This is a genomic window from Desulfarculus baarsii DSM 2075 (genome assembly GCF_000143965.1).
Classification (GTDB): Bacteria; Desulfobacterota; Desulfarculia; order Desulfarculales; family Desulfarculaceae; genus Desulfarculus; species Desulfarculus baarsii.
Map to the genome: position 1 here is coordinate 750885 of NC_014365.1, position 16909 is coordinate 767793.

Consider the following 16909-nt stretch of genomic DNA (forward strand, 5'->3'; position numbering starts at 1 on the left):
TTCAAGCGGAGGCCTTTCCCGGTGGCCGGCCCCAGCAAGGGCCGACCCGGCCAAGCGAATGCGCGAGCCTGCGCATGTCTTGGGACATTTTTTGCAATCCGCCGGCCAGCTTGCCCACGCGGGCGCGCATTTCCTCCAGGCACGATTGCAGTTGACGGGCGGCCTCTTCCACCGGCAGCGAGCGGCTGGCCGCCCAGCAGGCCAGGCGGTGGCGGCGGCGGAAGGCCCGCACCAGGCAACCCTCGAGCAGGGCCGAAAGCATGGGGTCGGCGGCGGCCTGATCGCTGAGGGCCACGAACAGGGCGTCGGCGGCGTTCAGCCAGAGATGGGCCTGGCGGCCGGCCCGACGAGGGTAGTCGGCCAGGGGCGCGGCGGCCCGCTGCCAAAAGCGCGTGGCCGTCAACGCCGCCTGGCCCAGGGCCTGGCCATAGGCGTCCAACTCGGCCGGGCTCAGCAACGTCTCGCCCTCCAGGGCCGCCAGGCGCGGCGGCTGGCCGGGGCCGCCCAGGCGTTTGGCCACCTCCAGCAGGTCCACCGCCACCGTTCGCGGCAGCTCCAGGCCCTGGCCGGCGTTGAAGGCCGTTTGGTCGTAGCGGGCCAGCACCCGGCCGAAGGCTCCGGCCGCCGCGGCCTGGGCCATGTTGGCCTGGGTCAGCCCGCCGCCGACGGCGCTCATGCACAGATCGCCGGTGGGGTCGGCCATGTCGCCGCCGGCCACGATCAGTGGCGCGCAACCGGCCAAAAGGGCCAACTCGGCCAGGCGCGGCAGGGGATGGTGTTGGGCCGTGAACCACTTGGCCATGCCCGCCAGCGGCCCCAAGGCCGTGCCCCTGGGCCCCAGGCAGGGAAACACCGAGCCGGGATGGGCGGCCAGGGTCGCCGAGTGGGCGATCTCCTCGGCCACCAGCGGCACCAGCGGCAGATTGGGGTGATCGAAACCCAAAAGCGGCCCGGCCTGACAGCGGGTGACGCCGGCGGCGGTGGGCGTGAGCCCGGCGTTCAAGATCGCCGGCAGGGCCTCGTCATCGCAGAAAAGGGCCGCCCCGCCCAGATGGCCGCGCAGGGCCTCGATGGCCGGCTCCAGGCCCGGGCCGGCCAGCAGCAGCACCGCCGGCGCGCCACGCAAGGCCCCGGCCAGGCTGGACCAGGCGCCCATGAAGGCGGCGTAGACCAGGTTGCCCACCAGGTTTTCGGCGCTGTGGCTTTCGCAGCTCAGCGCCAGATCGCGGGCGCAGAGGGCCCGGCCCCACAGGTGATAGAGCGCCGCCGAGGCCTGGCGGCAGGCCGGCTCGTCGGCGGCCAGGTATAGATGCACCAGGCGCACGTTGGCCCCCAGGGCCAGTTGGGGGTTGCGGCTGAGGGCCTCCTCCAGGCTGGCCTCGCCGGGGGCCATGATCACCAGGTCTTCCTGGCCCAGATGGCCGGACAAATCGTGGCGGCCCAGGGCGGCCAGCAGCAACCAGGCCCGCGGCTCCAGCAAAAAGACCTGATGGCCGGCGGGCATGCGCCGTAAAAAGTCGCTGACCTCGTCCAGCAACCCGCCGCCCAACACCAGCGTGATATCGCCTTCGCGGGCGCTTTCGGCGGGCAGGTTTTGTTTGCGGCGGCAGCAGTGGCGGCGCAGGGTCTCGGCGGCGTTGGGGTCGGCCCGCTGGCCCTTGAGCCACCTGGCCACTTCCGGCGCGACAAAGGCCAGGGCCTCCAGGTTGCGCTGCAGGCGCTCTGCGGAAAAGGGCATGGCCGCCACGATAGCAAACCTCTGCGGGATGTTGGGGGCTGGAGTGAACCTTGGCCGAATTCTACCCTCTGGGCGGGGGGCTTTCAACCTCGGGCCGAAACGACCGCGGGCCGCCAAGTGGCGGCCCGCGCGCGGCGCTCGGTCAATCCAGCAAACCCTGGCGGCGCTTGCGCCGGTGCAGGGACAGGCCCATCAGCCAGCCGACGATCAACACGCCGGCCCCGGCCAGGAACCACTTGAGGCTGCCGGCCGAGCGCAACGAATCGACCTCGATGGTCAACTCGTCGAGCTTGGCTTTTTGCCGGGCCGCCTCCTGGCGCAACTCGTCGCGCTCCTTTTGCAGGCCGACCACGTCGCCGGCGTCCTTGGTCAGGGCGGCGTAGCGATCCTCGGCCAGCTCGGCCTGACGCAGGGCCTGCTGCACCTGCTGCTTGAGCGAGGCGTTCTCGGCCACTAATTCGGTGACTTTATCGCCGCCGCTGGCCAGCTTTTGGCTGGCCTCCTCCAGGGCCGTCTTGACCGCCTCCAGGTTTTCGACCTTCAATTTGAGTTCCTGGTTTTCGGCGGTCAGGGCCTCCAGCTTGCCCGACATCTCCGAGGCCTGGGGGCTGATCTCGGCCAGGCGCAGCATCGCCGGCCGCTCGCTCAGCAGATAACGTTTTTGCAGCCAGCCTTCCTTGCCGTCGGCCAGGCGCACGCGGCTCCAGCCGTCCTCGTTGGTCTCCTGGACATCGGCCCATTCGCCGGTGCGCACGTAACCGACCACCCGGCCGTCCAGGGTGGGCTGGGCGCGCATGGTCAATTGAAGCTGATCGCTGACCCAGAGCTTCTCACCGGCCAGGGCGGTTGGGCCGGCGATGACCACCGACAAAATGGCGAGCAGTGCGCCGCAAGCCAAACGCGAGAGTTTCATGATGGCTTCCCGGTTCCGGTTTTACGAAATCGTCTTTGCGTAAGCTACCAAATGAACAGCACTTTGTCAACGAGGCCCTCGGCGGGGCGATTTATTGCATTTGACTGTTTGACGCCGGTTGAAAGCGAGTGCTAACTTTTTATCTATCGGCAGTTTTTATTCCGACAAAAAAAGCGAAAAAACAGTGGCTCAAGCCGTCTCCAGGGAAAAAATCAAGGCGCGGATACTCATCGTCGATGACGAGCCGATCAACATCGAGATCATGTCCGAGCTTTTTAGCTTGCATGGGGCCGAGACCATCTCGGCCTCCGACGGGGCCACGGCCCTGGAATTGGCCCGCCGCGAAATGCCCGACCTGGTCCTTTTGGACGTGATGATGCCGGGCATGAACGGCTACGAGGTCTGTCGCCGGCTCAAGGCCGACGAGGTGACCCGCCGCCTGCCGGTGGTCATGGTCACCGGCCTGGGCCAGATCGACGACAAGATCAAAGGTCTGGAGGCCGGCGCCGACGACTTCCTCAGCAAACCCGTGCATATGGCCGAGCTGGTCACCCGCACGCGCTCGCTGCTGCGCGTCAAGGAACTCAACGACGACCTGGAAGGGGCCTATCGCAGCTTGGCCGGCATCGCCTCCTTCACCAACAACCTCCTGCGCGATTTCGACCCCTATCACTTCGACATGACCCGCAGCCTCGATGGCCTGATGGCCTTTTTGCTGGGTTCGGCCGCCGGGGCCAAGATGCGGCCCCAGCGGGTGCTGTTGTTCAACGCCGTGGATTCGAACGGTTGGGAGGGCTGGGTCTACAATCTGGAAAAGGGCAAGGTTCTGCGTCGCGCCCTGCAAAACGGCGTGGACGAGTCGATGCTCAAGCCCCTGTTCGGCGGATCGGGCCGCAAGGCCAGCGGCCAGGTCTATCTCAATCTCGACGAAGGCCAACGCCAGGCCATGGCCGAAGCGCCGCTGTGGCGGCTCATCGGCCAGCTCCCGCCCTGGCGCAACATCGTGGCCTTCCGCAGCCCCGGCGTGGCCGTGGCCGCCCTGGACGTGCAAAAGGCCGTGGGCCCCTACGACGCCCAGGTGCTTTCGGCCATGGTGGCCAACATCCATTTCTTTTTGCGCACAATCAGCTCACAGGTGCAGGAGGTCGAGCGGGCCTTCCTCTACACCATCGGGGCCCTGGCCCGCGCCGCCGAGACCCATGACGAGGACACCGGCGACCACATCATGCGGGTCAACGGCTACGCCGAGGCCTTGGCCCAGGCCCTGGGCTGCGAGGACGAGTTCTGCCGCGTGCTGGCCTATTCGGCCCAGATGCACGACGTGGGCAAGCTTCACGTCCACCCCGACATCCTGCGCAAGCCGGCCGGCCTGGACGCCCGCGAGTGGGAGGCCGTCAAGCTGCACACCGTCTACGGCGCGCGCATCCTCGGCGACGACCCCCGCCTGGCCATGGCCAAGGAGATCGCCCTCAGCCACCACGAGAAATGGGACGGCAGCGGCTACCCCAACGGCCTGGCCGGCGAGGACATCCCGCTGTCGGGGCGCATCACCATGATGGCCGATGTCTACGACGCCCTGCGCTCGGCGCGGCCCTACAAGCGCCCCTTCGACCACCAGGCGTCGGTTGACATCATCCGCCGCGGCGACGAGCGCCTGCGGCCTGGCCACTTCGACCCCAGGGTCTTGGAGGCCTTTCTGGACAACCACCGCCTCTTCGACGAGATCTTCGCGCGTTACTAGGGGTGGCGCGCTACTGGGGCTGGGCCCTGGTCCAGACCTCCGCGCCGAGCTTGCCCTGCCGGTCGTGGAAATAAACCCACCGGCCGCGTAGCGCGCCATCGGGCTGGAGCTTGAGCGCCGTCGCGCCCCTGGCCTTGCCGCCCTCGGCCTCGAACATCACGCTGAACACGCCGCTGGCGGGGTCGAACAGGCCCACGCCGGCGTAGGACTCGCCGTCCATCTGGCCGCTGAAATAATAGCCCTCGCCGCGCTGCGCCAGCCGCGCCTGGCCCACGTAATCCGGCTCGGCCGTGGCCCGATGGCCCGGCTCCCAGCCGCGCACATCCCATACTCCGGTCAGCGGATCGGCGGCCACAGCCGTGGCCAGCGCGAAAACAATCAACAACGGCAATAACTTGATGCAGCGCATGGCGTGTCCTTTCTTTGATGACGCCGAAACGGCCGGCGGCCTGGCGTGATTGACGTCGAGGGCGTTGTCATGTCGTTTTGTCGGATGAGCCGCGAGGGCCGGGCGTGGCCCCCGCGGCGCTTGGCGGATTGGTCAGGCCCCGGCCAGCAGCGCGGCCACGCGCTGGGCGTCGGCCGGCCGGTCAACCTCGGGCGAATCGAACTGGCTGATCACGCAGCGCAGCTTGTAGCCGTGCTCCAGCACCCGCAGTTGCTCGAGCTTTTCGGCCTCCTCCAGAACGCCGTCGGCCAGGCCGGCGAAGATGTCCAGGAAGCCCTTGCGGAAGATATAGACCCCAAGGTGCTTGTAAAACGTCACCTGGCCGCCGTCGCGGGGGTGGGGGATGGCCAGGCGCGAAAAGTAGAGCGCGTCGCCGCGGACGTCCATCACCGCCTTGACGTGGTTGGGGTCGGCGATCTCCTCGGGCCGGCGGATGGGCGTCACCGGCGTGGCCATGAGCACATCGGCATCGGCCAGCATGACCGCCGACAGCTCGTCGATGAGTTGGGGCGGCAGCAAGGGTTGGTCGCCCTGGACGTTGACGACCAGTTCATCGGGCCCCAGCCCCAACTCGGCGGCGGCGTGGGCCACGCGGTCGGAGCCGGTGCGCATGGGTCGGTCGGTCAGCACCACCCGGCCGCCAAAGGCGCTCACGGCCTGGGCGATGCGTTGGTCGTCGGTGGCCACGGCCACGGTTTGCACGCCCTTGGCCTGGGCCACCCGCTCCATGACGCGCTGGATCATGGGTTTGCCGCCGATGTCCACCAGGGGCTTGCCCGGAAAACGGCTGGAGCCGTAACGCGCCGGAATGACCACGTGCAGGGCCATGCCTAAAGCTCCTTGGCCGCCTTGGCCACGGCCTGGCGCATGGCCTCGATCTTGGCGTCATCCCAGTTGAGCATGATCTGCCAGCTCAGGCAGCGGCCCAGAAGCTCTTTGGTGTTGGGCAGATCCGCCGGGCCAAAGCGCAGGTCCGCGCCGCCGGGGCGCTTGAAGGGCCAGCCGCTGGCGATGGGCGTGGCCCCGGCGTGCAGTTGCTCCCAGTTGGGGTAGGAGTGCCAGGTGTTGACGCCCCAGGGCACCGCGCCGCAACCCGAATCGGCCAGGGATTTGTTGAAGCGCGCCGCGGCCTGGGCGTCGGGCAGAAACCAACTGACAAACGTCGCCGCATCGCCGGAACGGTCGGCCACCCGGCGCGGGCTCAGGCCGGGCACTTGGCCCAGGGCCTCGAGCATGGCGTTTTTGTGCTTTTGATACGTCTGGACCATGGCCGGCATCTTGGCCAACTGGGCCAGGCCAATGGCCCCCTGCAACTCCATCATGCGGAAGTTGAAGCCGAAAAAGTTGCGGCCCTCGTTGCCGCGGCCCACGGGTCGGTGGTCGTGGCCGTGGTCGTGGTATTCGCTGGCCCGCCGCCAGAGGTCGGCGTCGTCGGTGATGACCATGCCGCCCTCGCCGGTGGTCAGGGTCTTGACCGCGTCGAAGCTGAAGGTGCCGACCTTGCCGAAGGTTCCCATGTGACGGCCGTTCAGGAAGCAGCCGGCGGCCTGAGCGGTGTCCTCCAGCACGGGCACGCCGTGGGCGTCGGCGACGGCCTTGATGCGGCCGATGTCGGCGGGCGCGCCCATCATGTGCACGGGCACGATGCAGCGGGTGCGGGGGGTGATTTTCTTTTCCAGGTCGGCCGGGTCCATGCACAGGGTGTCGTCGATTTCGCAGAAGACCGGCTCGGCCCCGCAGTCGAGGATGGCCTCCCAGGTGGCCACGAAAGTGAAGCCCTGGGTGATCACTTCATCGCCCGGGCCCACGCCCAGGGCGCAGAGGGCCACCTTGAGCGCGGCGCTGCCCGAGGTCACGGCCAGGGCGTGCTTGGCCCCGGCGTAGGCGGCGAAGGCCTCCTCGAACTGACGCACGCGCCAGGCGTCGCCGCGTTTTTCGGCAAACTCGTAACGAAACAGCACGCCCCGGTCCATCACATCGACCACGGCCTCTTTTTCCTCGCGGCCCAACCACTCGAATCCAGGCATATCGTCTCTCCAGATGGCCTCGTCAGGCCCCCGCAACGGTTCGTGTCCATCACACGGTCAACCCCGCCGCCGGCCGCCGGCCGCCGCGCGGGGGCGTCAATCAATCCTCGTCTTCGCTTTCTTCTTGTTCTTCTTGGGCTTCTCGCGCGGCTTTTTTGCGCTCGGTGGCCGCCACCAGCCAGATCGACACCTCGTAGAGCAGCATCATGGGCACGGCCATGAAAATCTGGGTGGTCACGTCGGGCGGGGTGAGAACAGCCCCGATCACGAAGGCCGCCAGGATGGCGTATTTGCGCGTCTTGCGCAGCTTGGCGGCGTTGACCACGCCCACCCGACCCAGAAACACCAGCACCAGTGGCGTTTCGAAAATCACGCCAAAGGCGAACAACAGCGTGGTGGTGAAGGCCAGATAGTTGCGCATGGTGAACTGGGCCTTGATCTCCAACTGACCCGGCCCGGGTCCGCTGGCCACGGCCTGGCCGGCGCTCAGGGCCACGATGGCCCGCTCCAAAACGTTGTCCTCGATCTGGCGGGCCAACTGGCCGGCCTTGTCCTCCGGCAGCTTGGCCACCACGGCCGCGCCACCGGCCTGGCGCAGTTGTTCGGCCACCTCGGCCCGCACCATCTCGCGGAAGCCCGGCTTTTGCAGCTCCGGGCCGGCCGCTTGCTCCAACGCCGTCGGCGGCTTGGCCTGGCTGGTCTCGAAACTGCGGAAAAACTCGAAGGCGAAGGGAAACACCGCCAAAAAGCAAAACACCGCCCCGCCTACGAACAACGTCGACGAACTGATCACGAACGGCCAGACCATGCGCCGCTCGCGGTCATAAAGCCCCGGGGCCACGAAACGCCATAGTTGATAGAAAATCCACGGCGCGCACAGCACCACCGCGGCCAGGAAGGCGGCCTTGATGTAGGTGAAAAAGGCCTCGGTGGGGTCGAGGTAGATCAACTCGACGCCCTGGGGCGCGGCCTGGCGCAGGGGCTCGGTCAGGAAATGATAGATGTTTTCCTTGAAGGCGTAGGTCAGGATGAAACAGGCCAGCAGGCCCCAGCCGATGCGCACCAGGCGCACGCGCAGCTCGTCCAGGTGGTCCATGAAGCTCATGTGGCCCAAGGGCGGCGCGGCCGGCTCCTCGTCGTGATCGACAAAGGGCGTTTCGTCCTGGATGGCCTTGTCCTGGGGCTCAGGCATCGGCTTTGGGCTGGGCCTGGCCGGCTGCCGGGGCCGGCGGAGGCGTGGTCGGCGCGACGGCGGCCTGTTCGTCGTCGATGGCCTGGTAGACGGCCTGACGCGCGGCCAGGTCGGGCTTGGGCTCGCTGGGTTCGAGTTTGGCCGAGGCGTCGAAGACCGTGCGCGGGTTCATGGCGTCGACGGTCTGCCTGAAGTCCTCGCGCATGTTCTGGACATCCTTGACGACTTCGTTTTCGTTGAGCTGGCTTTTGAATTCGTCGGTGGCCCGGCGGAACTCACTGAGCCCCTTGCCAAGGTTCTTGGCGATATCGGGCAGTTTGCGCGGACCGACAACCACCAGCGCCACCACGAGAATCAGCAGCAACTCGGGCATGCCTATGCCGAACATATAGTCCTCCCCGGGGGTTGGGCAAGTCTACTGGGGCCCCTCCAAGGTGTCAAGGGCGGCCAGAAAGGCCTCGACCCGCCCGGCCGTGGGCCGGTCCAGGCCGGCCTGTTCGACCATCTCGCGGGCGCTGGCCCTTTTCAGCGCGGCCAGCGAGCCAAAGGCGGTCAGCAGCTTTTTCTTGCGGCCGGGGCCCACGCCGGGAATTTCATCCAGTATGGACCTTTTCAGGGCCTTGGAGCGCAAGAGTTTGTGATATTCCACGGCGAAACGATGGGCCTCGTCGCGCAGGCGCATGACCAGCAACAGCGCCCGATCCCTGGCCGCCAGGTTGAGGGGATTTTTGCGCCCCGGCGCGAAGAGGCGGTCGGGCTCACCGGGGGCCTGGCCCTTGGCGATGGCCGCCAGGGCGGGGGCCTGGGCCGGCCGCAAGCGGGTCAGCACGTCCACGGCCACGGCCAACTGGCCCTTGCCGCCGTCGACGATCAACAGATCGGGCGGCGGGTCGTCGCCGCTCAGGCGGCGCTCCAGGGCCTGGGCCATGGAGGCGTAGTCGTCGGGCGCGCCCTCCTGGCCCAGTAGCTTGTAGCGCCGGTAGCCGGCCTTGCGCGGCCGGCCGTCCTCGAAGGCGGCCACGCTGGCCACGGTCAGCCGGCCGCCCAGGTGCGAGATGTCCACGCACTCCATGCGGCGCGGCGGGCCGGCCAGGTTCAGCTTGCGGGCCAGGGTCGCCAGGGCCGGGCCGGAGTCGTCGTCCTGGGCCGCGCGGGGCTGGCCAGCGTTGATCATGGCCAGCTCCAGCAGGCCGCGTTTGTCGCCGCGCCGGGGTCGGCGCAGCTCCACGGACCGGCCGGCCCGCTCCGCGAGCACCTCGGCCAGCAACTCGGGCTCCTCGGGCAGGTGCGAAAGCAGGATCAGCGGCGGCGGCGGCGCGGTGGCGTAAAGCGAAAGCAGGGCCTGGCCCATGACCTCGGCCGGGCTCAGGGCCTCGGACTCGAACTCGAAGACGCGGCTGTCCTCCACCCGGCCCAGGCGCACCTTCAGCACGGCCAGGCGCAGGGCGCCCTCGGCGTCGTGCAGGGCCACGGCGTCGAGCTGCGAGCCGTCGGTCAGCGAGACTTGCTGGCGCTCCAGGGTGCTTTGCAGGGCGCGCAGGCGGTCGCGCAGGCGGGCGGCGTCCTCGAAGCGCTCCTCGGCGGCGGCCGCCAGCATCCGGGCTTCCATCTCGGCGGCCAGACGGCGGCCGCCGCCGCCGAAAAACTCCAGCACCTGGCGGGCCAGTTGCTGATAACCCTCGCGGTCGATGGCCCCCACGCAGGGGCCCAGGCAGCGGCCGGTTTCGAAATCCAGGCAGGGCCGGACGCGGTTTTTCAGCGCCGCGTCGGCGCAGCGCCGCAGGGGAAAGATGCGCTGGAGCATGCGCAGGGTCTGCTTGGCCGCCCCGGCGCTGTCAAAGGGCCCGAAGTAGCGCGCGCCATCGGCCGGGTTGGGCCGGCGCACCAGGCTCAGGCGGGGGAAGTCGTCGGCCAGCGCGAGGCGAAAATAAGGATAGCTCTTGTCGTCGCGCAGTTCGACGTTGTAGCGCGGCCGATGGCGCTTGATCAGCGTGTGCTCCAGCAGCACGGCCTCTTTATCCGAGGCCGTGACCACGAACTCCACCGCGGCCACCTTGGCCTTCATGGCCTCGACCTTGTTGGTGTAGTAGGTGTGGCTGGCCGGCGGCCGGGTGTAGGAGCCCAGGCGGGCCTTGAGGCGCTTGGCCTTGCCCACGTAGATGACCTGGCCGGCGGCGTCTTTCATCAGATAGCAGCCGGGGTTGTCGGGCGTGTGGGCCAGAACCTGGCGGATGGCCTCGACGCCGTGGGCTGGCTGGATGTCGGTGCTGGTCATGGCCTTTGCTTCGCGTTTGGCGCTTTTGGGCTCCGGGCTCGCCTCAATCATAATGCAAGATCGGCCCGTGGGCTTGAACAAACGCCGTGGCGGCGCGCCAGCCGGCCGGCGGGGGTATAATTTTTTGCGAACCCAAAACCGCCCGCGCCGCCGCGGGCGCGCCCCGACATCGACAAGGGAGCCAAAAAATGACGCGATACGAACAAGGGTGGCGCAAATTGCTGGAGATCGACGGCCAAGCCGGCGTCGCCGTCACCGAAAGCCTGGCCGACATCGCCCCGGACCTGGCCAAATACGTCGTCGAGTTCGCCTTTGGCGACATCTACCAGCGGCCGGGCCTGGATCTGCGCTCGCGGGAGATCGCCACCATCGCCGCCCTCACCGCCCTGGGCACGGCCACGCCCCAACTGAAGGTGCACATCCGCGGCGGGCTCAACGTGGGCCTGAGCCGCCAGGAGATCGTCGAGGTCATCATGCAGATGGCCGTCTACGCCGGCTTTCCGGCGGCCCTCAACGGCTTGTTCGCCGCCAAGGAAGTCTTCGCCCAGGGCGACGAGGCGGGGCCGAGCAAATAAAAACCGGGCCCGCGAGGGGCCCGGCGATGACTGCCCGGGGGGCGATCAGGCCACGGCCTGCTGGGGCATGGCCAGCGCGCCGGCGGCCTCGAAATCCAGCGGCGCGGCCTCGGGCGAGACAAGTTGCCAGGCCTGGGGGTCGGCCAGGAACTTGCGGAAAAGCTTGTTGTTGAGGGCGTGGCCCGATTTGTGGGCCACGAAAGCACCCATGATCGGCCGGCCGACCAGGGCCATGTCGCCGACAAAGTCGAGCACCTTGTGGCGGACGAATTCGTCGTCGAAACGCAGGCCGTCGTCGTTGAGCACGCGGTAGTCGTCGACGACCACGGCGTTGTCCAGCGAGCCGCCCAGGGCCAGGTTGGCCTCTTGCAGGCGGCGGAATTCGCTGAGGAAACCGAAGGTGCGCGCCCGGCTGAGCTGGCGGTCGTAAGAGCCGTTTTTCTGCGAATAGACCATGCGCTGGCGGCGGATCAGCGGGTGATCGAACTCGATGGTGTAGTCCACCGAGAAGTGATCGGCCGGCAGCACCTTGAGGAATTTGTCGCCTTCGCTGACGCAGACCTCGCGGCGCACGGCGAAGTACTTGCGCGGCTGGTCCTGGCTTTTCAGGCCGGTGTGCTTGAGCAAAAAGACGAACGGCGCGCTGGAGCCGTCCATGACCGGGATCTCGGGGGCGTCGACCTCCACCAGGACGTTGTCCACGCCCACGCCGGCCAGGGCGCTCATCAGGTGCTCGACCGTGGCCACGCACGCGCCGCCGGAGCCCACGGTGGTGCACATCTCGGTGGAGACCACGGCGTTGACGTCGCCGGGGATCAGCGGCGAGTCGGGAATGTCGGTGCGCTTGAAGACCACGCCCGTGTCCGGCTCGGCCGGCCGCAGGCACAGGTTGATGCGCCTTCCCGAATGGAGCCCGATGCCGGTGCAGGCCACGGGTCGACTCAGTGTCCGCTGGTAGATTGTCATCAACTCACCCTTGCATCGCGTTTGATTCCGCTCTGGCTCGCTTCGGCGGCGGGTTTGACCGCCTTCCGCGCAACTGCCGCGCCCAAAACATAAGCAAAATTCGCGCCAAAGCGCACGGCGGGCGACGATGGGGCCAAAAGCGCGGCAGGGGCGGGGTTTGGCCGCTGGCCGCTCAGCGCGGGCCGGATTTCGCGGAGGGCTGTTGTGTGCCGTCGGCCACACTCTCGGCGATTGATGTGTCTGTTTTGACACATTCGCCCATCAGCCGCCGGGCCAGGGCCAGGTCCTCGGGCCGGTTGACGTTGATGAAACTGAGGCCTTGCGGGTCCAATTGGGCCAGTTCGGCCGGGCCGATGAAGCGCGTGCAGTGACGGCCCAGCAGGCGCTTCATGCGCGGCTGGCCGCCCTTCAGCAGGCCCAGGGCCTGGCCCAGCACATCGCGCGAATACCAGGCCAAAAGGGGCTCCGGGCCAAGGGGGCCCAGCGGGGCCACGGCCCGCATGCGCCCGTCGCCTTGGGCCAGGCGGGCCAGCAGCGCCGGCTGGACCAGGGGCGCGTCCACCGCCAGCAGCAGCACGCTGGCCGCGCCGGTGTCGAGAAAGGCCGTGGCCAGGCCGCCCAACGGCCCCTGGCCCGGCCAGCGGTCGGCCAGCACCTCCACGGTCAGATCGGCCATGGCCGCCACCTCGGCGCAGACCACCGCCACCCGTGGGCAGGCGGCGGCGAGCTTTTCCACGGCCAGGTCGATCAGCCGACGGCCGGCCACCGTCCGCCAGGGCTTGCCGCCGCCCAGGCGGCGGCCCGGCCCGCCGGCCAGCACCACGCCCAGGGGCGGCTCAGGCATCGCCCGCGCCGGCGTGGCCGTGGCCTTGGCGTTCGAGCACGGCGACGGCGTCGTGGCCTCGGTTGAGGAAGATGGCGCAACGCGGGCAGGGGCCCTGGCAGAGGGTCTGGTCGGTGCGCCGCACCTCGTAGCAGGGGGTGTGCGGTCTGTGATAGGCCGGGCACAGCTCTTTCTGGGCGCAGCCGAAGATGTTCCAACAGGGGGCCATCAGCAGGAGATTGCGCAGGCAGGCCAGGGTGAAGCCGCGCTCGTGGATGAGGGCGGTGATGCGCCGGATCTGGGCGATATCGAAGTCGCTGTAGAGGCGGTTGTTGGTCTTGGCCTCGCGCAGGGGTTTGATGAAGCCTTCTTTTTCATACTCGCGGATGCGTTTTTGCGACAGGTCCACCCGCCGCGAGACTTCGTTGATCAGATGCATTTCGCGTGGCTATCCGGCAAAAAGCGCGGCCCCGGCCCAGGTCGGCGCGTATAAACGAAACTTCGTGCAAGTGGCCGAGGCAATTTCTACCACGCCGCCGGCCGATTTCGCAAGGCCTGGTTCAGCGCCGCCGGCCACGCCGCAGGCCGGTGCGCAGCACCAGCCAACCGGCGATGAACAGGGCGAACATCACCCAGCGGGCCTGGGTGAACTCCAGCCACCACCAGGCCTGGGGTGAGGGGTAAAAATGGCACAGGGCCACGTAGCCCAGGCCAGCCAGGATCAAAACTAGTCCGATGACGACTTTGTTCATGGCGCGCAATGCTTGTTTTGGGTTGTCGTGGCGCGCGGCCGACTCCGGCTGGGCGGTCGCCTAGCACTCGCGGGTGCGGTTGATGCACGCCCCGGCGGTGACGCTGCGGTTGCCGCCGGCCCGTTTGGCCTCGTACATGGCCAGGTCGGCGCGCATGAGCAGGCTGTCGGGCTTTTCGCCCGGCTGGAGTTGGGCCACGCCAAGGCTCATGTACACCGGTTCCATGCCCTTATGCAAGAAACTCATGGCGATGGGCCACTGATCGTTGAAGGCGCGGCGAAAGCGGTCGGCGGCGATGGTGGCGTTGTCCTCGTTGGTCTCGACCATCAGCAGGCAGAACTCGTCGCCGCCCACGCGGAAGGCGGTGTCCTGGCCGCGCAGCACGCCGCGGGCGCAGGTGGCCACCAACTGCAAAATGGAATCGCCGACCTGGTGGCCAAAATTGTCGTTGAAGGGCTTGAAGTTGTCCAGATCCAGGCAGATCAGGCTCAGCGGCCGGCCGTAGCGGCAGGCCCGGGCCGTTTCGTCGTGCAGCACGCTGTGAAATTGCCGCCGGTTGTAGAGGCCGGTGAGCGAGTCGGTGATGGAGAGCCGGCGCAGTTCGTCCTCGAGTTGTTTGCGGCGGGTCATGTCGTGGAAAAAGCCCACGCTGCCCACCTCCTGGCCGTCCTTGAACAGCACGATGGCCGAAAGGCGCACCGGCGCGCAGACGCCCTGACGGCTGACGCCCTCGGTCTCGTAACCCTCCAGGCGGCCCGGGCCGCCGTATTCGTCGCTGTAGAGGGCTTTTTTGATCTCGCGGGCCCGCTGGCGCGAGCCATAGATCACGTCGATGGTCAGTTTGCCCAGAGCCTCGGCGGCCGGATAACCGGTGAGGCGTTCGGCCGCCGGGTTGAAAATGGTGACCACGCCGCGCCGGTCGACGCCGATGATGGCGTCGGGGCAGAGGGTCACCATCTTGCCGACGAAGTCTTCCATCAAAACCAGGCTTTCTCTGAGGGCGGGTCCGATCGAGTCCATGGGTCGTTTGTCGCCTTGCGGGGGTGATCTGGCCTGGTGCGCGGTCCTGGCGCAACGCTTTGGGCAATCTTGCACCATTGTGGCGACCACTTGCAATATGTGATTTATGTGCCGTTTTCTGGCGGAAGATCGGTTGGTGTGAATAAATCGTCACCACGAGGGCTGTTTAAGAATCCCGATAAAAAACCATGATATCGTCCGCGGATGACGCTTTTGTCGTTTTTGTGTGAAATGTCCGTGCGGTATAATTTAAGCTAAAATTCACTACTTGGAGCATCTTCGACCAATGACGACCCATCTCGACGACAACCCGGGCGGCCAAGGGCCTGCCGGGCCAGACACCGACGGCCCGGCGGACCAGGCCGGGCCGCCCGCCGGGGCTGGCCCGCCGCGGGGCGAGGAGCGTTTTCGCCAACTGGTGGAGATGCTGCCCGAAACGGTCTTCGAGTCCGACATCACCGCCAGGCTGACCTTCGCCAATCGCCAGGCCTTCAAGACCTTCGGCTTTAGCCCGCGCGATTTCGCCCGTGGCGTCAGCGGCTACATGCTGCTGGCCCCCGAGGATCGACCCAGGGCCTTCGACTACATGGCCAGCGTGGCCGGCGGCGGCCCCGGCGAGGGTGTGGAGTTCACCGCCCTGCGCAAGGACGGCGGCGTTTTTCCGATCATGATGTACGCCTCGCCCATCGTGCGCCAGGACGAAGTGGTCGGGTTCAGGGGCATCGTCGTCGACATCAGCGGCCTCAAGCAGGCCCAGGAGGCCCTGCGTCGCTCCGAGGAAAAATATCGGTTGGTGGTGCAGAACGCCAGCGAGGGCCTGCTGGTCAGCGTGGATCTGCGCTTCGCCTTCGTCAACCCCAAGGCCGAAGCGATCCTGGGCCACGCCGCCGAGGCCCTGCTAGGGATGACCTACCGCGACGTGATCCACCCCGACGACCTGCCCGCCGTGGTCGAAATCTCCAGGCAGCGGGCGCGCATGGACCCGGCCCAGAGCGGGGCGTCCCATGCCTGCCGGGTGCTGCGCGGCGACGGCCGCACGGTCTGGGTGGAGTTCAGCGGCGTGCCCATCGACTGGGACGGCCGCCAAGGCTGGCTGAATTTCGTCAGCGATGTGACCGCCAGACGCCAGGCCCACGAGGAAGCCCTGCTGCGGGCCAAGCTCCAGGCGGCCATCGAGACCGCCGGCGCGGCCTGTCACGAACTGAATCAACCCCTGCAATCGATCGTCCTGATGGCCGAACTGACCCTGGCCCAACTGCCCGCCAACGACCCCCTGCGGCCGCGCATGGAAAAAATGCGCCAGGAAATGCGCCGCATGGCCGCCATAACCCACCGCCTCAGCGGCATCACGGTCTACCGTAGCCGCGACTACCTGGGCGCGCACAGCCGCATCCTCGACCTGGAAGGGGCCGGACAGGCCGTCGGCCCGCCCGGCGACGAACAGGCCTAGGGCCGGCCCTGGTTGAAGCGCGTCGGCCGTTTTTCGAAAAAGGCCCGCAAGCCCTCGGCGAAGTCGGGCTGGCCGCACAGGTCCATGATGCCCTGGCGCTCGTTTTCCAGCACCACCTCCAGGTCACCGAAGACCGCCTGGTTGAGCAGGGCCTTGGTGCGGGCCAGGGCCTGGGCCGGGGCCTGGGCCAGGCGCTCGGCCGCCTCCAGGGCGCGCGGCAGCAGCTCCGCCGGGGCCACGACCTGGTTGATCAGGCCCCAGTCACGGGCCGTGGCCGCGTCGATGGCCCGGCCCAGCAGGAAAAACTCGCTGGCCCGCTTGTGGCCGATCAGCCGGGGCACGATGGCCGAGGCCCCGCCATCGGGGCAGACGGCGATGCGGATGTAGGCCGGATCGAAACGGACGCCTTCGGCCGCCAAGGCCAGGTCGGCCGCCAGGGCCCAGGCCAGGCCGCCGCCGGCGGCCACGCCGTTTATCGCCGCGATCACCGGCAACCGCAGCCGCCGCAGGGTGATGGTCGTCTTGGCCAGGATATAGGCCAGATCCGAGAAAAAGCGTCGGATATCGCCACCATTTTCAACGATATCGCGCATCTGGCGCACATCACCGCCGGCGGCGAAGGCTTTGCCCGCCCCGGTCAGCACCACCGCGCCCACCCCGGCGGCGGCCTGTGCGTCCTCCAGGGCGCGGGCCAACTCGGGGCCGCTGGCGAAATCCAGCGGATTGAAGCGCTGGGGTTGGTTTAGGGTCAGCAGGCGCACCGCGCCATGGTCTTGGACGCTCAGCGTTTCGTAGGGTTCCACGGCTCTTTTCTCCCGTAATTTCAGCCAGCATCGACGCGTCAACCCTTCGCGGGCCGACTGGCCGACGCCAACATTATAAACACGTCGCCCGGCCGAAAACACCCGCTGTTTGGCCCGGGCGTTGATTGGCTAACCCTTGCTCACAATTGGGCTTTATGCTAGCCTTTAGCTGAACGGAACAGGAGG

The 16909-nt window shown here is 67.7% G+C and carries 17 protein-coding genes; 3 read left to right on the forward strand and 14 right to left on the reverse strand.

What is annotated here, in order from left to right:
• Position 1 precedes the first annotated feature (1 nt).
• Together DEBA_RS18850 and DEBA_RS03265 are read right to left on the reverse strand one after the other, a co-directional pair.
• Positions 2-1738, reverse strand: coding sequence for a motility associated factor glycosyltransferase family protein (locus DEBA_RS18850; protein WP_148227764.1), 1737 nt, complete (start codon positions 1736-1738; stop codon positions 2-4).
• Positions 1739-1880: 142 nt separating this feature from the next.
• Complete coding sequence (locus tag DEBA_RS03265; RefSeq protein ID WP_013257482.1) at positions 1881-2651, reverse strand: TIGR04211 family SH3 domain-containing protein; 771 nt, start codon at positions 2649-2651, stop codon at positions 1881-1883.
• Between the two features lie 184 nt (positions 2652-2835).
• Between DEBA_RS03265 and DEBA_RS16765 the strand changes: the two genes are divergently transcribed.
• On the forward strand, positions 2836-4392 hold the full coding sequence (locus tag DEBA_RS16765) for a response regulator (protein WP_013257483.1): 1557 nt from the start codon (positions 2836-2838) through the stop codon (positions 4390-4392).
• Between the two features lie 10 nt (positions 4393-4402).
• Here the strand turns inward: DEBA_RS16765 and DEBA_RS03275 are convergent, their stop codons facing one another.
• The 6 genes from DEBA_RS03275 to uvrC all read right to left on the reverse strand — a co-directional run bounded on the left by DEBA_RS03275 (position 4403) and on the right by uvrC (position 10334).
• Positions 4403-4801, reverse strand: a complete 399-nt coding sequence (locus DEBA_RS03275) for a hypothetical protein (protein WP_013257484.1) — start codon at positions 4799-4801, stop codon at positions 4403-4405.
• A 132-nt stretch (positions 4802-4933) separates the two neighbouring features.
• On the reverse strand, positions 4934-5668 hold the full coding sequence (gene kdsB / locus DEBA_RS03280; protein WP_013257485.1) for a 3-deoxy-manno-octulosonate cytidylyltransferase: 735 nt from the start codon (positions 5666-5668) through the stop codon (positions 4934-4936).
• Between the two features lie 2 nt (positions 5669-5670).
• Positions 5671-6867: a DegT/DnrJ/EryC1/StrS family aminotransferase gene (locus DEBA_RS03285; RefSeq protein ID WP_013257486.1), complete on the reverse strand. Its 1197-nt coding sequence runs from the start codon at positions 6865-6867 to the stop codon at positions 5671-5673.
• Positions 6868-6967: 100 nt separating this feature from the next.
• Positions 6968-8059, reverse strand: coding sequence for a twin-arginine translocase subunit TatC (gene tatC, locus DEBA_RS16770; RefSeq protein WP_013257487.1), 1092 nt, complete (start codon positions 8057-8059; stop codon positions 6968-6970).
• On the reverse strand, positions 8052-8447 hold the full coding sequence (gene tatB / locus DEBA_RS03300; RefSeq protein WP_013257488.1) for a Sec-independent protein translocase protein TatB: 396 nt from the start codon (positions 8445-8447) through the stop codon (positions 8052-8054). The genes tatC and tatB overlap by 8 nt, the downstream gene beginning before the upstream one ends.
• A 27-nt stretch (positions 8448-8474) precedes the next feature.
• A complete protein-coding gene (uvrC, locus tag DEBA_RS03305) occupies positions 8475-10334 on the reverse strand; it encodes an excinuclease ABC subunit UvrC (protein ID WP_187288581.1) in 1860 nt (619 codons plus the stop codon).
• Between the two features lie 188 nt (positions 10335-10522).
• On the opposite strand from uvrC, the gene DEBA_RS03310 reads away from it, so the two are divergent.
• The gene (locus tag DEBA_RS03310) at positions 10523-10909 is read left to right on the forward strand and encodes a carboxymuconolactone decarboxylase family protein (protein ID WP_013257490.1); all 387 of its coding nucleotides are present in this window, start codon (positions 10523-10525) and stop codon (positions 10907-10909) included.
• A 45-nt stretch (positions 10910-10954) separates the two neighbouring features.
• On the opposite strand, the gene lpxC is transcribed toward DEBA_RS03310, so the two are convergent.
• From lpxC to DEBA_RS03335, 5 genes are all read right to left on the reverse strand, one after another.
• A complete protein-coding gene (gene lpxC / locus DEBA_RS03315) occupies positions 10955-11875 on the reverse strand; it encodes a UDP-3-O-acyl-N-acetylglucosamine deacetylase (protein WP_013257491.1) in 921 nt (306 codons plus the stop codon).
• Between the two features lie 172 nt (positions 11876-12047).
• Positions 12048-12719 (reverse strand): molybdenum cofactor guanylyltransferase, encoded by a 672-nt coding sequence (gene mobA, locus DEBA_RS16775; RefSeq protein WP_013257492.1) that lies wholly within the window; start codon positions 12717-12719, stop codon positions 12048-12050.
• Positions 12712-13137 (reverse strand): MerR family transcriptional regulator, encoded by a 426-nt coding sequence (locus DEBA_RS03325; protein WP_013257493.1) that lies wholly within the window; start codon positions 13135-13137, stop codon positions 12712-12714. The genes mobA and DEBA_RS03325 overlap by 8 nt, the downstream gene beginning before the upstream one ends.
• 121 nt (positions 13138-13258) lie before the next feature.
• Positions 13259-13450 carry a hypothetical protein gene (locus tag DEBA_RS03330; protein WP_013257494.1) on the reverse strand — a complete coding sequence of 64 codons (192 nt, stop codon included), beginning with the start codon at positions 13448-13450 and terminating at the stop codon, positions 13259-13261.
• A gap of 60 nt (positions 13451-13510) precedes the next feature.
• Positions 13511-14470: a sensor domain-containing diguanylate cyclase gene (locus tag DEBA_RS03335; RefSeq protein ID WP_187288582.1), complete on the reverse strand. Its 960-nt coding sequence runs from the start codon at positions 14468-14470 to the stop codon at positions 13511-13513.
• Positions 14471-14756: 286 nt separating this feature from the next.
• Here DEBA_RS03335 and DEBA_RS03340 point away from each other — a divergent pair, with 286 nt between their 5' ends.
• Entirely contained in the window at positions 14757-15920 is a 1164-nt protein-coding gene (locus DEBA_RS03340; RefSeq protein WP_013257496.1) for a PAS domain S-box protein, read from the forward strand.
• On the opposite strand, the gene DEBA_RS03345 is transcribed toward DEBA_RS03340, so the two are convergent.
• Positions 15917-16723 carry an enoyl-CoA hydratase/isomerase family protein gene (locus DEBA_RS03345; RefSeq protein WP_013257497.1) on the reverse strand — a complete coding sequence of 269 codons (807 nt, stop codon included), beginning with the start codon at positions 16721-16723 and terminating at the stop codon, positions 15917-15919. The two genes, DEBA_RS03340 and DEBA_RS03345, sit on opposite strands and share 4 nt — an antisense overlap.
• Positions 16724-16909: the final 186 nt, after the last annotated feature.

What these genes read in the sequence shown, in the direction of transcription:
- DEBA_RS18850 (WP_148227764.1), bottom strand. Translation starts at nt 1,738, where the DNA reads ATGCCCTTTTCCGCAGAGCGCCTGCAGCGCAACCTGGAGGCCCTGGCC.
- DEBA_RS03265 (WP_013257482.1), bottom strand. Translation starts at nt 2,651, where the DNA reads ATGAAACTCTCGCGTTTGGCTTGCGGCGCACTGCTCGCCATTTTGTCG.
- DEBA_RS03275 (WP_013257484.1), bottom strand. Translation starts at nt 4,801, where the DNA reads ATGCGCTGCATCAAGTTATTGCCGTTGTTGATTGTTTTCGCGCTGGCC.
- kdsB (WP_013257485.1), bottom strand. Translation starts at nt 5,668, where the DNA reads ATGGCCCTGCACGTGGTCATTCCGGCGCGTTACGGCTCCAGCCGTTTT.
- DEBA_RS03285 (WP_013257486.1), bottom strand. Translation starts at nt 6,867, where the DNA reads ATGCCTGGATTCGAGTGGTTGGGCCGCGAGGAAAAAGAGGCCGTGGTC.
- tatC (WP_013257487.1), bottom strand. Translation starts at nt 8,059, where the DNA reads ATGCCTGAGCCCCAGGACAAGGCCATCCAGGACGAAACGCCCTTTGTC.
- tatB (WP_013257488.1), bottom strand. Translation starts at nt 8,447, where the DNA reads ATGTTCGGCATAGGCATGCCCGAGTTGCTGCTGATTCTCGTGGTGGCG.
- uvrC (WP_187288581.1), bottom strand. Translation starts at nt 10,334, where the DNA reads ATGACCAGCACCGACATCCAGCCAGCCCACGGCGTCGAGGCCATCCGC.
- DEBA_RS03310 (WP_013257490.1), top strand. Translation starts at nt 10,523, where the DNA reads ATGACGCGATACGAACAAGGGTGGCGCAAATTGCTGGAGATCGACGGC.
- lpxC (WP_013257491.1), bottom strand. Translation starts at nt 11,875, where the DNA reads ATGACAATCTACCAGCGGACACTGAGTCGACCCGTGGCCTGCACCGGC.
- mobA (WP_013257492.1), bottom strand. Translation starts at nt 12,719, where the DNA reads ATGCCTGAGCCGCCCCTGGGCGTGGTGCTGGCCGGCGGGCCGGGCCGC.
- DEBA_RS03325 (WP_013257493.1), bottom strand. Translation starts at nt 13,137, where the DNA reads ATGCATCTGATCAACGAAGTCTCGCGGCGGGTGGACCTGTCGCAAAAA.
- DEBA_RS03330 (WP_013257494.1), bottom strand. Translation starts at nt 13,450, where the DNA reads ATGAACAAAGTCGTCATCGGACTAGTTTTGATCCTGGCTGGCCTGGGC.
- DEBA_RS03335 (WP_187288582.1), bottom strand. Translation starts at nt 14,470, where the DNA reads ATGGACTCGATCGGACCCGCCCTCAGAGAAAGCCTGGTTTTGATGGAA.
- DEBA_RS03340 (WP_013257496.1), top strand. Translation starts at nt 14,757, where the DNA reads ATGACGACCCATCTCGACGACAACCCGGGCGGCCAAGGGCCTGCCGGG.